Origin of the sequence: Legionella steelei, from assembly GCF_001468005.1 — a bacterium.
In the GTDB taxonomy this organism is placed as follows: domain Bacteria; phylum Pseudomonadota; class Gammaproteobacteria; order Legionellales; family Legionellaceae; genus Legionella; species Legionella steelei.
On sequence record NZ_LNYY01000007.1, the window covers coordinates 1 to 13,405 of the forward strand.

The window sequence follows — 13,405 nt, forward strand, 5'->3', positions numbered from 1 at the left end:
TCTTCTTAATGAACTTGCCCCGAAGGCGTGCTGCGTATTCTACTGATTTCGGCACCTGTGTCAAACACTTTTTTGTTTTTTTTGAAAAAAATGATGTATCGCTACCTTTCTTTGCATAGACAGACATATATTAAGGTATATGCATTTTTTAAGAATTCTAGCCCATTAGGATTTATTTTCTGACAAGGCTGGCTATCCCCACATTTTTTTGTTAATCTTCGCGATTCAACTATGGTGGCTCTATTGGTCCCTTCGCGGCGATAGATCGTGAACCCCGTCAGGCCCGGAAGGGAGCAGCGGTAACGATTGATTCGAGCGCCGAGGTGTGGCTCTTAGAGCTGCCGCCCAACTTGTGAAAACATGTATGAGCTATCTGGCACTTGCCCGTAAATGGCGACCACGTACTTTTTCCCAACTGGTTGGCCAAGACCACATAAATAAGGCATTGATTAATGCGCTGAATCAGCAGCGATTGCACCATGCCTATCTCTTCACTGGCACTCGTGGTGTAGGAAAGACGAGTATTGCCCGCATTTTGGCTAAATCCCTTAATTGTGAAAAAGGAATCAGCTCAGAACCTTGCTTGCAGTGCAGTATCTGCAAGGCAATTGAGCAAGGTCGATTTATTGACCTAATCGAAATTGACGGCGCATCCAAAACTCGAGTCGAAGACACACGTGATTTATTGGATAACGTGCAATATGCACCTGCAATTGGTCGCTTTAAAATCTATTTAATTGATGAAGTGCACATGCTCTCGCAACATAGCTTTAATGCCCTTCTAAAAACACTGGAAGAACCACCAGCACATGTTAAATTCATTTTAGCAACCACTGATCCTCAAAAGCTTCCAGTGACGGTCTTATCTCGTTGTTTGCAATTTAATCTGAAACACCTAGCTACAGAGTTAATTGCTCAGCACTTGCAGTGGATTCTTAAAGAAGAGCAATTTGATTTTGAAATTCAAGCTGTAGATATATTAGCTCAAGCTGCGCGAGGCAGTATGCGTGATGCCTTAAGTCTTTTGGATCAAGCCATTACTGGCTGTGATACCCAATTACGCGCCGGTGATGTTAAAATGATTTTAGGTTATACCCAACATGATTACGCACTGCAATTACTACAAGCTTTAGCAGAACAAAATGCTTCTGCTGTGTTAAATATTAGCCAACAAATCTCCATTGAAGGAGGACCTTTTCAATATGTTCTCGATGAACTGCTTCATGATCTTCACCAAATAGCTATCTATCAAGCTATTGGAGATAATAATCCTTTAATTAAACCTTCATCGGAGATCATCACTCTAGCACAACACATTTCAGCCGAGGACATCCAGCTGTTTTACCAAATTGGTCTTAAAGGAAGAGAGGAAATTCATCTTGCTCCTACGTTGAGCATTGGCTTTAATATGACTCTGTTACGTATGTTAACTTTTAGACCCGTTCCTAAAGAGGCTCTTCCACCTTTGGCAACCTATACAAATACCTTGCAGCCCCAACAATCATTGGCAGAGGCACAAGTTTTTGTGGATGCACCGGAACAATGCACTCCGGCCCCTCTCACTAATGATGAGAGTTGCGAGCCTCAAGAAAATGAGCAAGCAGAGGAACAACAGCAACAGCAACAGCAACAGCAACAGCAACAGCAACAGCAACAGCAACAGCAACAGATTAATCGCGAAGCTAAAGACTGGGCAAGTATTATCCCGCAGCTGAAGCTTACCGGTTTGGCACTTAATGCAGTAGAAAATGCTGAATTAATTGCTAAGGATGGGCGAGAGATCACATTACGTGTGGCAAGGGGACACCAATCCTTATTTACGCCAACCGTACTCTCACGCATTGAAGCGGCACTGGGCCAATATTACCAGCATCAAATAAAAATTACTTTAAACAGTGATGAGTTGGTGCAAGCCTCGCCTGCCCAACAAAAGGAGCAAGCGACGCAACAAAAGCAACAAAATGCTGAACTCGCATTGAACAATGACCCAATGTTCCAACAACTTCAGCAAGAATTTTCAGCGGAATTGGTCAAAAATTCTATTGTCCCGCTAAAAGATGACTTATAATGTATTGAATTTTAAACCTAAACATGTGAGGCCTTAATAATGGATATGAATCAAAATCTTGGTAACCTGATGAAAGAAGCGCAAAAAATGCAACAACGCATGCAAGAAGCGCAACAACAACTAAGCCAATTAGTTGTCACAGGTGAAGCAGGCGGTGGTATGGTAACGATTAAAATGAACGGCCGACATGATGCTACTGAGGTTAAAATCAAACCGACAATGATGGAAGAGGATGTTGAAATGTTAGAAGATTTAGTTGCTGCGGCAATTAATGATGCAGTACGAAAAATTGAAAAAGCATCTAAAGAAAAAATTAGTCAATTAACTGCAGGCCTCAATATTCCAACTGATTTAATGGGTGGTGATAAGGGCGATAAGGAATAGTCCTAACGATGGATATGTTAAACCGTTTGGTAGAAGCGCTTCGCTGTCTACCAGGCGTTGGTCCAAAATCAGCGCAGCGTATGGTGTTTCACTTACTCCAGCATCAAAGACAGAGAGGATTACACCTTGCATCATGCTTAGAACAAGCAATGAACAACATTCACCATTGTGAACGCTGTGCTAATTATACAGAGCAAAGAATTTGTGTCCTCTGTCAAAATACAAATCGGGATTCATCCTTACTTTGTGTCGTAGAAAGTCCTGCCGATGTATCGGCTATAGAGCAAAGTAACGCGTTTCAAGGCAAGTATTTTGTTCTTATGGGAAAAATATCGCCACTAGATGGATTAGGACCGGAAGACATAGGATTACCTCGGCTTAAAAATCTCATCATTCAAGAAAATATTAAAGAAGTGATATTGGCGTTAAGCCCTAGTGTAGAAGGGCAAACTACCATTCATTTTATTCATCAGCTTTTGCATGATCTACCAATCAACATAACACAATTGGCGCATGGCATTCCTTCTGGGGGAGAATTAGAGTTTTTGGATGGCAACACTATAGGGAATGCCCTGCGCAACAGAGCAATAATTCATGTTTAAAACAGTATACCTTCGTAAATACCTTTTCATATTAATGCTCCTCATTTCGGGGTTAGCAAATGCATCTTTTTATAAAAATTTATGGCCAAGATGGGAAGTAAATAACCCTTTGTCGAAAGAAGTTATCTCTCACAAACTTTGGCAGGATTTTCTAAATCGTCGTATTGTTTCAAGTGAAGAAAATATCAATCTAGTTGATTATGGCCACATGACGCAAATTGACTTGAATCTATTGAAAGACTATTTAAAAAGTATGTCTGAGATAAATATTGAAAATTACAATCGCGATGAACAATTAGCGTATTGGATTAACGTATATAATGCACTGACTGTACAAGTTATAGCTAATTATTATCCCGTTACTTCCGTCCAAGAAATTAACATATCACCAGGATTATTCAGTATAGGCCCCTGGGGAGCGAATCTAATCACAGTAAAAGATACTGCATTAACTTTAGATGATATTAATAACCGCATAATCAGAGCGATTTGGAATGACCCTCGCACCCATTATGCTTTAAACAATGGTACTATTGGCGCCCCAAATCTGAGTAGAAAAATCTATCAAGGAAATCTCCTTGATGAGCAATTAAACCTAGCTGCTTCAACTTACGTCAACTCACTCAGAGGTGTAAATGTCATTGAAGGGAAACTCATCATCTCTAAATTATATGATTGGTACGAAGAAGATTTTGGCGGAACTAAAAAAGACATCATTTTTCATTTACAACAATTCGCAAAAGAACCGTTACTAAGCCAACTTAAGCACATCAACACCATTGATAGTTACATCTATAATTGGCATATCAATAGCCCTTCTGCTGATCATGAATAAATTTATTCTCGGGTCTGTTTACAATTCGCTAGATTGAGGCAAAATGGCGAATTTTAGAGAATGAGGTTTAGAAAATGAATCGTGGTGGATTTTCATGGAAAAGACTGGTTGGTATCTCTGCGCTAAAAGCCAAAATTTCACGAAAAATTGGCATTCCCCTGACTCAATCAGGGAGAGAAAGAAAATTAGGAGCTTTAATCATTAAATATTTAAGCTCCTTCTTTTTAGAAACAAAAAAGAAAAAATAAGGTATCGCTTAGTAGCTGTTGACGTTCGCTTGCGCTCAGAAATGAGCGGCTTCCAAAAGTAGAATGCTCAGCAGACCTATTCACTTTGTTTAATCAAACTCTTCAATCGATTGGAATAATTGTTCAATAACATTGCTCGGAACTACATGAGCGTGCTTATAAATCCTAATCACTCTAAATACTGCATCACGATTACGCGGGTCTATATCAACGTTTATTTTTGCTAAATCACAAAGATATGTTTCAGCAAGCAAATGTCGATTTTTTAATTCGATTCGTAATGCATCCATCACACAGTATAAAGCCTCAAATACCTCGACTACTGCAGCGCGTTCTTCTTTATTTAGCGAGGGCAACCAATCGAAAGTCCCCCCTTGGGCAAGCTTAAAAAAAGTAAACAATAGATAGCGAGTATCATCATTGGCAAAATAACCATATAGATCCAAACATTCTGTAGTAGTGAGTTGACTGTATAACACCACCATTTTTTCTTGAAAAATAACCGCTCGTTCTTCTTGCGCTACAATTTTGGACAATAAATTTTGCTGCAGTACCATCACCGCATCGATTAATCGATTAGGGTTAAACCAAAATTTATAAGCTCGCATCAGATCATGCAAACAATCAATGGCCACATGTTTTTCCTGAATTAAATTTACATTGGCTTTCAATTTCTTAACTGCAGCCTGCAGCACCAGTCTGAATTCCTCATTGCCCTCGATAATGATACCTTGAGGTAATTCTTCATCATGCAAAAAGTAATCGCTTCCTGGAAGCAAGTCATTTTGTAAAGCAACCTTATATAATTGTTGTTGCATTAATTCGATATAATGATGCAATACTCCTAAACGCACTTGCACCGAAACAAGCTTTTCTGGATGTACTCCATCAACAAACAATTTGTCCGGGTGTATCTTGTAAAAGAAAATAGCATTAACTAAAGCAGCAAATTCTGGATTAGAAAAATAATCCAATACCTCTTGCTGCTGTTCAACACTCCAGCCTTGAAATAGAGCTGCGAGTTCGGCATGAACCACATCATTTTTATTGATAAAATCAACAAATCCTTCCAGCCATAAATTAAACTGTCGCTTAGAAAATAATTGTTGTAATTGTTGCGAATATAGAGGGATTTGATTCCTAGAAACTAAAGGCTCTTCAGGTTGAATACATTGATATAAAGAAATGATTTCCAATAAAAGCTCTTTTTGTTCTGCAAAAGTTAGTGTCGCAGTAATTTTTTGCTCCAAAAGAGCGATTTGCTTAAAATGTTCTGCCCAGTGAGTCCTAGTCACTACTTCTTTTGGTGCATTGATTGCTACTTTATGGCCAATTAACTGCAAATAATCAAGATACTTATTCGCAATAGACTGACACAATAAGCTGATTTTCTCAGAACAAGCCTCGAACTCATTAGAATCTTCTAAATGTTTTTGAAGGTTGTTTTTTAATCTATTGAGTTCGTATTTGGTTAAAGCCTTTACTCGATCATTTTCTGTAACAAACCAACTTGTAAATTGAGCGCTATGATGAGTCATCCTATCTCCTTAAGCGGCGTCCTGAAGTAACATCCGACTCCAATCTGGAATATTTTATGATAGAGCCGATGTCCAACAGCATAGAAAATCGAGCATCTACAGCCAGTTAAAAGCTCCGACTCACTGCTGATTCAACTACTTTTTCTAGGATAATATCGAAAATAATTGCAAGTCTATACTAATCTTGCCAAAATTATGACGAATAGTGCTTATAAAAACCGGGAATAAATTAATGCCACACCCCAGTTATCTATTATTTATTGATAACGATCCTGTGAGTGAGGATCTCAAAAAATACTTTGCTCAATTTAACATAAATATCATGCAGCAACATCAATTAACTCCCATGCAAAACGGATTGGGGAAGCCTGTTGCCATTCTAATTAATTGGTCTATTTTAAAAAATGAACCGCAGGCAATTCATCAATTTTATACAGATTACCCAGTACCCTTATTGATTATCAATGATACTCCAGACGAAGAGGCGTGTATCAAAGTGCTGGAAGCTGGAGCAGATGACTTCATTGTAAAACCACTTTTACCAAGAGAGCTTCATGCTCGTGTCAGTGCGATTAACCGGCGTGTTTTACGTGCACAGCAACAATCTGATCATGAAAAAGAAGTTCTTGTTTTTGCTAATTGGCGGCTTTATCCCGCATCCAGACAAGTATTTAGTAATGCGAATGAAGAGTTGTCATTAAGCGTAGGGGAATACGACTTATTACTTACTTTCGTACAACAACCCCAACGTATCTTGGATCGCGAGCTTCTATTACAGATCACTAAAAACAGTGACTTAAATCCTTTTGATCGTAGAATTGATGTACAAATAAGCAGGCTTCGTCAGAAGATTGAAGTGGATGCCAAAAAACCTGCATTAATTAAAACCATCCGCAATGGGGGTTATATGTTCACAGCCCAAGTAGTCACCATCAAAGAAGGCGATACAAAATAGTATTGCCTCACACTCACAGACTTTCAAATACGCTGTATATATTTTATACTTAAAGTGCATGGATTGTGAGGTGACCTAATGGAGAACACAAACGACCTTATTGATTTTAAATTACTTTTTGAGTCTGCTCCTGGACTTTACCTTGTGCTGGATATAGATTTTAATATCATTGCAGCCAGTAATAATTATCTGCAAGCCACTATGGTAACCAGGGAACAAATTATTGGGAAAAATATATTTGAAGCGTTTCCAGAAAATCCAGAAGACCCTCATGCAAATGGAGCAAGTAATTTAAGTAACTCATTAAATAGAGTTTTAAAGAATAAAACACATGACGCAATGGCTATCCAAAAATATGATATTCGTCGTCCTACAGAACAAGGCGGAGGATATGAAGAACGGTATTGGAGCCCCGTAAATTTACCCGTTTTAGATGCCCATAAAAAAATTAAATATATTCTTCATCGTGTCGAAGATGTTACCGAATACATCAAGCTAAAAAACACGCGTTCTGAACAATTAAAAATAATGGAAGAACTTCGTACCCGAGCTGGTGAGATGGAAGTTGAAATTTATCAACGCGCTCAAGAAATTCAGGTAGTAAACAAACAGTTGCAAGATGCGAACAGTCATTTAGCATTACTTGATCAAATGAAAACACAATTCTTCGCCAATATTAGCCATGAATTGCGCACACCACTCATGTTAATTTTAGGACCAATAGATATCTTGTTGCAGGATAAAGCATTAGGGCCAGACCACATAAAAAAAATGCACTTAATGAAGGAAAACGCCCTCCTTTTATTAATGCATGTCAATGATTTATTAGATATTGCGAAATTTGATTCAGACAGACTAAAAATTAATTATTACAACGTTGATTTTGTCCTCCTTATTAAAAAAATTCTTTCCCTATTTGCAGCGGATATTGAAGCCAAAGGATTGCATATTTCTTGCTCTTTCCCTAAACAATTATCCATGCAGATGGATAATGAAAAAATCGAGCGTGTTATCCTAAATTTACTCTCCAATGCAATAAAATTTACGTCGTCTCATGGAACAATTTGCCTTAAGTTATATAAAAGGAAAAATCATGCAGAATTTTCTATTGAAGATGATGGTCCAGGTATTCCTGCAAAATTTAGAGAAGTGATTTTTGAACGGTTCTTTCAATTGGAAGAAAGCATGCGTCATTCAACTGGTACTGGTTTAGGATTAACAATTGCAAAAGATTTTATCGAATTGCATCAAGGTACAATTAAAGTACATCAAGCCAAATTAGGAGGGGCGCTTTTTGTCATGCAAATTCCGTTAAATGCTCCAACAGAGCACTTGGTACATAGCGAACAACCAATACAAAGAACGATTGAAGTACCACGTATTGTGAATAAACAACACAAAATAGTGACTATGCAGCTAAATACTGAAGGTAATGTCAACCTGCCACTGATCTTAGTCGTAGAAGATAATTTGGCCATGAATGAATTTTTGTGTGAGCTTCTAAGCAACGATTATCGCATCGCCTGCGCGCAAGATGGCAAAGAAGGTTTGGATAAAGCAATTCAATTACATCCTCAAATCATCATTAGCGATATCATGATGCCCAAGATGAATGGTATAGAAATGGTGCACGCCATTAGACAACATTCTTCCCTACTGTCTACCCCTATTATGATTGTAACGGCTAAAGCGGACGATGAACTATGTGTACGTATGCTCCAAGAAGGAGCCCAAGATTATATGATTAAACCGTTCTCTACTAAGGAGTTTAAAGCCAGAATTGCAAATTTAATTTTGGTTAAACATGCTGAAGATGAGTTGGAGCGATTTGTTTATTTAGCGTCTCATGATTTAAAATCACCATTGCCAGCAATTGATCATTTAGTTTCATGGATTGAAGAAGACGTAGGGAACCAATTAACTCCCCAATCACGAAAATATCTATCGTTCTTACGCAAACGCACGTATCGCATGTCAAACTTGCTGGATGGGCTATTAAAATATGCTCAAGCCGGAACGATACACTCACCAGTCGAAAAAATTAATTTCCCTGACTTAGTAAACACTGTAGCCCACGAAGTAGAGGCTGCAAATGACTTTAATATCTGTTGCGAACATTGTGCTTTTACGGTTGAGGCAGAAAAAAAGCCCTTACACGAAGTGATTTATGAACTGGTTGATAATAGTGTGAAACATCACCATCTGCAAAAAGGACACATTCAAGTGGGCGTGGTAGAACAAAACGACTATTATGAGTTTTTTGTCGCTGATGATGGCCCTGGTATTGAGCTTGTGTACCAAGACCGTATCTTCCAACTGTTTCAAACCCTACAACCGCGCGATATTGTAGAAAGCTGTGGTGTTGGGCTTAGTATTGCCAAGAAAATTATTGAAGCCCAAGGAGGCAGTATTTGTGTCAAATCAGATAAAAATCAAGGTTCAGTATTTCATTTTACGTGGCCAAAACAAATGGGAGGTGTGGTGTGACTCATGAACATACGATCCCCCATATCTTAGTGGTTGATGATGATGAAATTGATTGTATCTACGTAGAAAGAGAGCTAGGTAAATTAAATTTGCCACTAACACTGCAAATCGCAAAAAATGGGATTGAAGCCTTAGACATATTAATAAATGATAAAACTGAAACTGCAATAATGCCTGCGATTATTATTTTAGATTTAATGATGCCTAAAATGAATGGCATAGAGTTCTTACAATCATTCCGCACCCATGCAGAATTTAATAGTGTACGCATTTTTGTTCTTACCACGTCTAATAATAATAAAGATAAAATCGCGACCCAAAATTTTGATATTGATGGGTATTTTGTGAAGGACACTCAATTCCAAGAGTTTCTTAGTCAGTGTAAAAATATATTGGAAAACTTAAGAAAATAAATGCAATCATTCACGCTCGCGTTATTCTTATTGATACAACGTAGGCTGGGCTGATAAGCCCAGCAACGCAAAGTCTTAGGATTAGCTAATTGAGCTTACAGTGATGGGGGTTTATGAGACACATTTTAGCGAATAAGAATGAACAGCAACCGCTGGGCTTAACAACCCAGCCTACGCGTGGTTTTTATTTACGTTTCTTACTCATTTTGAATACTTTCACACTTTTAATCGTATTATCGCCAACTTTTAATACTTCCATTTGATAGTTCTCTATAGTCAAACATGAGTCTGCGGGAGGAATATATCCAAGATGCTCTACGATTAAGCCACTTAAAGTTTTGGGTCCTATCATGGGTAAGTGCCACCCCATTAAGCGATTTAAATGGCGTAATGTTAAACTGGCGTCGACAATAACTGAACCATCATCTTGTGGCATAATATCACGGCTTAATGCAGCTACATCGGTAGTAAACTCGCCGACGATTTCTTCGAGTATGTCTTCCATAGTAACTAAGCCCTGAATATTTCCATATTCATCGACAACAAAAGAGCTACGTCGTTTCATTTTTCTGAAATTTAAAATCTGAGTATTGAGGGGGGTCGCCTCAGGAATATAATAAGGCTTATCCGCGGCAGCCAACAGGCTATTCAAATCCAACTCATTTTCTATCGCCAGATTTAATATGTCGCGTACATGAATCATTCCTACTAAATCATCAATTGAATCACGGTATAAGGGCAAGCGAGTATGCTTTGCTGTTTCTAATTGATAGAGAATTTCCGACCAAGGTTCCTCGATATCAATCCCAACGATATCTGATTTAGGGATCATAATATCTTCTACAGTTGCTTGCTCTAAATCCAGTAGACTAATTAACATACTTTTATGTTCAACAGGCAATAAGCCTCCTGTCTCATGCACCACAGAGCGTAATTCCTCTCCAGTCAACGATTCTTTTTGTATTTTATCAATTGAGACGTGAAATAAACGTAAAACCCCATTAGACATAAAACTGGTTATGTACACAAGAGGAGCGAAAATCAATTGGAGAATTTGCAAAGGCAATGACGTAGTAAATGCAACCTGCTGTGGATAAATTGCTGCAAATGTTTTTGGTATCATTTCCGCAAACACTAAAACCACCAGCGTTAACACCGCCGTTGCTATAGCAATACCCGCATCGCCATAAATATGCTGACCAATCAGCGTTGCTATTGTTGAAGCGAGAATATTGGCTAAGGTATTACCGATTAACACCACACTCAATAATCGATCAGGTCGGGAGAGTATTTGATTTACTCTTATTGCCTGTTTATTTTCTTTTTTGACCAGATGTTTTAACTTGTAGCGGTTAATCGACATCATACCAATTTCAGTGCCTGAAAAAAAAGCGGCCAATAAAATTAAAAAAAGCAGTATGATACACAATGTAGAAAGATGGAATGCCACCGAATTTCCTTAAGCCTTTTATGACCCGAAATAAAGTACCATATGGTGTCAAAGAAAGCGAGATAGCGTCTATTTGAAATAATTTTAACATTACATGGATAAAAAAAACATCTAGCCATGTGTTCTAGATTTGAAGCATCGTTTATGTAGAGTGAGTTTTGCTCAGGTATTTTTTTGCAAATGTTGAATGATAGAGGCTATTTACTGGATTACTTGCGTCAATACAAACTACTCATGCTCATTGTGGCTTAAATCAAGTAGGTCGGGCCATGGCCCGACAAAATTCTGCGGTTAACCAAGTAACGATTTTTTCGCCATATCGGCAAAAATTTATCTATTTTTTTCTTTACCGTTAAAACGAGCCACACTGGTCATAATTTCTTCAAATGCAGCATCAGGACCAACCCAACCGTTTAGTTTCACCCATTTACCCTCTTCTAAATCTTTATAATGGCTAAAAAAGTGCTCTAAAGAGTTTAATAAATGTTGGGGAACGTCTTCGTGTGTTTGAATCGATTCATAAATTTTAGTGAGTTTATTGGTAGGAACGGCTAAAATTTTAGCATCAACACCTGACTCATCAGTCATTTGCAACATCCCCACTGGTCGACATGGAATCACTGAGCCACCAACAAGGGGAACTGGAGTTATAACTAACACATCAACAGGGTCTCCGTCTTCAGATAAAGTGTTTGGGATATAACCATAATTAACGGGATAGAACATTGGTGTTGATAAAAAACGGTCAACAAATAACACCCCAGATTCTTTATTTACTTCATATTTTACAGGTTCACTGTGCATAGGAATTTCAATAATTACATTAATTTCTTTGGGTAAGTCACGACCACTGCTAATTTTCATTAAACTCATTTATTCATCTCCCCTCTTGTTGAATAAAAATAACCTGGCTTTTAAAAGCATAACATATGCCTTTTTTGGAGCACTCAATCTCAAAGCAATTCCCAGCATACTGAGCGATTTTCATTTTAAAAATGATCATGGCACGAATGTAGAATTACGCTATAAAGCGGCTATTATGCGAAAAAACACATCAAAAGGCAAAGAGAAGCTGTCGCATTATCAGCAATGCAATGTATAATAGCTCTTTTAATCAAAATGAGATTGCCCATGGATTGCTTGTTTTGCAAAATTGCACAAGGTGCGATTCCTGCATCAGTAGTTTTCGAAGATAGTGAGATAATGGCTTTTCGTGATCTTAACCCGCAAGCACCTCAACATTTGCTGATTATTCCGAAGCAACATATTGCTACACTGAATGACGCCAGCGATGAAAACCAGGCCCTGTTGGGAAAAATGATTTTAGGGGCAAAAAAAATTGCTCAAGCTGAAGGAATAAGTGACGCAGGATATCGATTAGTTTTTAACATTAATCCCGATGGTGGCCAAACAGTATATCACATTCATTTACATTTACTGGGCGGACGTCATATGACTTGGCCCCCTGGCTAGGAAATAACTATGGAAAAACTCTATAAAGAACTGCTAACACAATTAGGTGAAGATGTAACTCGGCAAGGATTGGTTGATACGCCTGCACGTGCCGCCAATGCAATTCGTTATTTAACGAAGGGTTATAATGAAAATCTAGATGACATCGTCAATGATGCCCTTTTTGATTCGGACATGAATGAAATGGTCATCGTCAAGGACATAGAAATGTATTCTATGTGTGAACACCATTTACTCCCATTTCTCGGCAAATGTCATGTTGGATACATTCCTAATGGAAAAGTAATCGGATTATCAAAAATGGCGCGTATCGTTGATTACTTCGCTCGACGCCTGCAAATTCAGGAACGTTTAACTACGGAAATAGCAACCTGCTTGGAATCAATTACTGGTGCGCGTGGCGTGGCTGTGGTTATTGAAGCAAAACATCTGTGTATGATGATGCGCGGAGTTGAAAAGCAAAACTCAATAATGACCACCTCAGTAATGCTTGGTGAAATGCGTAATAACCCAACAAGCCGTGCTGAATTTTTAATGTTGACGCAAGGCAAGTAATCCAGCTTTAATTTCTTCATTTAAGCATTAATATCCTGGATAGCAAGCGTTTACGTAATAGCTTCAACTTAAGCTTTTATACCTACATGTATGTATAAGCCCAGCAAAGGCATCATGAGTCTAGGATTACGGCTTCGTCTAATCCTAGAGACTCCTCATATCGAGTAGACTGTCAGCAAAAAAACTCACTAACTGTAGGCTAGGCTGCTAAGCCAAGCATATAGCAACGCCAAGAAAAGCCGGGAATACGTTACTTATTAATTAGCTTACAGTAGAGACTTCATGATGGAGTTTTGGATAGTACGCATTAACTCAGACGATGCTGGGCTTAACAGTGTATAGACCGGGGACATCCCTGACATATGTTCGGGGACATAGTTGACACTTTACAATGGCA

Annotated in this window: 13 protein-coding genes and 1 other RNA gene; 11 read left to right on the plus strand and 3 right to left on the minus strand. The window is 38.3% G+C overall.

The genetic code is table 11. The features are described from left to right. Positions 1-241: 241 nt before the first annotated feature. From ffs to Lste_RS19375, 6 genes are all read left to right on the plus strand, one after another. Positions 242-338: signal recognition particle sRNA small type (ffs, locus tag Lste_RS18530), an RNA gene on the plus strand. Between the two features lie 26 nt (positions 339-364). Continuing rightward, positions 365-2,068 (plus strand): DNA polymerase III subunit gamma/tau, encoded by a 1,704-nt coding sequence (gene dnaX, locus Lste_RS02530; RefSeq protein ID WP_058509540.1) that lies wholly within the window; start codon positions 365-367, stop codon positions 2,066-2,068. 39 nt (positions 2,069-2,107) lie between these two features. Further along, entirely contained in the window at positions 2,108-2,452 is a 345-nt protein-coding gene (locus tag Lste_RS02535) for a YbaB/EbfC family nucleoid-associated protein (protein ID WP_058509528.1), read from the plus strand. An 8-nt stretch (positions 2,453-2,460) separates the two neighbouring features. Next, positions 2,461-3,054 (plus strand): recombination mediator RecR, encoded by a 594-nt coding sequence (recR, locus tag Lste_RS02540; RefSeq protein ID WP_058509529.1) that lies wholly within the window; start codon positions 2,461-2,463, stop codon positions 3,052-3,054. Then, positions 3,047-3,889, plus strand: coding sequence for a DUF547 domain-containing protein (locus Lste_RS02545; protein ID WP_058509530.1), 843 nt, complete (start codon positions 3,047-3,049; stop codon positions 3,887-3,889). Before recR ends, Lste_RS02545 begins: the two co-directional genes overlap by 8 nt. 74 nt (positions 3,890-3,963) lie before the next feature. Next, positions 3,964-4,137: a hypothetical protein gene (locus Lste_RS19375; protein ID WP_193393381.1), complete on the plus strand. Its 174-nt coding sequence runs from the start codon at positions 3,964-3,966 to the stop codon at positions 4,135-4,137. 89 nt (positions 4,138-4,226) lie between these two features. On the opposite strand, the gene Lste_RS02550 is transcribed toward Lste_RS19375, so the two are convergent. Continuing rightward, entirely contained in the window at positions 4,227-5,675 is a 1,449-nt protein-coding gene (locus Lste_RS02550; RefSeq protein ID WP_058509531.1) for a hypothetical protein, read from the minus strand. A 232-nt stretch (positions 5,676-5,907) separates the two neighbouring features. Here Lste_RS02550 and Lste_RS02555 point away from each other — a divergent pair, with 232 nt between their 5' ends. From Lste_RS02555 to Lste_RS02565, 3 genes are all read left to right on the plus strand, one after another. Further along, complete coding sequence (locus Lste_RS02555; protein ID WP_058509532.1) at positions 5,908-6,630, plus strand: winged helix-turn-helix domain-containing protein; 723 nt, start codon at positions 5,908-5,910, stop codon at positions 6,628-6,630. Between the two features lie 78 nt (positions 6,631-6,708). Next, entirely contained in the window at positions 6,709-9,117 is a 2,409-nt protein-coding gene (locus Lste_RS02560) for an ATP-binding protein (protein ID WP_058509533.1), read from the plus strand. After that, complete coding sequence (locus Lste_RS02565) at positions 9,114-9,530, plus strand: response regulator (RefSeq protein WP_058509534.1); 417 nt, start codon at positions 9,114-9,116, stop codon at positions 9,528-9,530. The genes Lste_RS02560 and Lste_RS02565 overlap by 4 nt, the downstream gene beginning before the upstream one ends. Before the next feature lie 184 nt (positions 9,531-9,714). Here the strand turns inward: Lste_RS02565 and Lste_RS02570 are convergent, their stop codons facing one another. Both Lste_RS02570 and ppa read right to left on the minus strand, forming a co-directional pair. Continuing rightward, positions 9,715-10,980: an HlyC/CorC family transporter gene (locus Lste_RS02570; protein ID WP_058509535.1), complete on the minus strand. Its 1,266-nt coding sequence runs from the start codon at positions 10,978-10,980 to the stop codon at positions 9,715-9,717. A gap of 330 nt (positions 10,981-11,310) precedes the next feature. Next, entirely contained in the window at positions 11,311-11,853 is a 543-nt protein-coding gene (gene ppa / locus Lste_RS02575) for an inorganic diphosphatase (RefSeq protein ID WP_058509536.1), read from the minus strand. A gap of 258 nt (positions 11,854-12,111) precedes the next feature. Between ppa and Lste_RS02585 the strand changes: the two genes are divergently transcribed. Beyond that, positions 12,112-12,453: a histidine triad nucleotide-binding protein gene (locus Lste_RS02585; protein ID WP_058509538.1), complete on the plus strand. Its 342-nt coding sequence runs from the start codon at positions 12,112-12,114 to the stop codon at positions 12,451-12,453. 9 nt (positions 12,454-12,462) lie between these two features. Next, positions 12,463-13,008, plus strand: a complete 546-nt coding sequence (gene folE / locus Lste_RS02590; RefSeq protein ID WP_058509539.1) for a GTP cyclohydrolase I FolE — start codon at positions 12,463-12,465, stop codon at positions 13,006-13,008. The last annotated feature ends 397 nt before the right edge of the window (positions 13,009-13,405 follow it).

Coding starts and splice junctions, on each gene's coding strand:
- dnaX (WP_058509540.1), top strand. CDS start 365: ATGAGCTATCTGGCACTTGCCCGTAAATGGCGACCACGTACTTTTTCC.
- Lste_RS02535 (WP_058509528.1), top strand. CDS start 2,108: ATGGATATGAATCAAAATCTTGGTAACCTGATGAAAGAAGCGCAAAAA.
- recR (WP_058509529.1), top strand. CDS start 2,461: ATGGATATGTTAAACCGTTTGGTAGAAGCGCTTCGCTGTCTACCAGGC.
- Lste_RS02545 (WP_058509530.1), top strand. CDS start 3,047: ATGTTTAAAACAGTATACCTTCGTAAATACCTTTTCATATTAATGCTC.
- Lste_RS19375 (WP_193393381.1), top strand. CDS start 3,964: ATGAATCGTGGTGGATTTTCATGGAAAAGACTGGTTGGTATCTCTGCG.
- Lste_RS02550 (WP_058509531.1), bottom strand. CDS start 5,675: ATGACTCATCATAGCGCTCAATTTACAAGTTGGTTTGTTACAGAAAAT.
- Lste_RS02555 (WP_058509532.1), top strand. CDS start 5,908: ATGCCACACCCCAGTTATCTATTATTTATTGATAACGATCCTGTGAGT.
- Lste_RS02560 (WP_058509533.1), top strand. CDS start 6,709: ATGGAGAACACAAACGACCTTATTGATTTTAAATTACTTTTTGAGTCT.
- ppa (WP_058509536.1), bottom strand. CDS start 11,853: ATGAGTTTAATGAAAATTAGCAGTGGTCGTGACTTACCCAAAGAAATT.
- Lste_RS02585 (WP_058509538.1), top strand. CDS start 12,112: ATGGATTGCTTGTTTTGCAAAATTGCACAAGGTGCGATTCCTGCATCA.
- folE (WP_058509539.1), top strand. CDS start 12,463: ATGGAAAAACTCTATAAAGAACTGCTAACACAATTAGGTGAAGATGTA.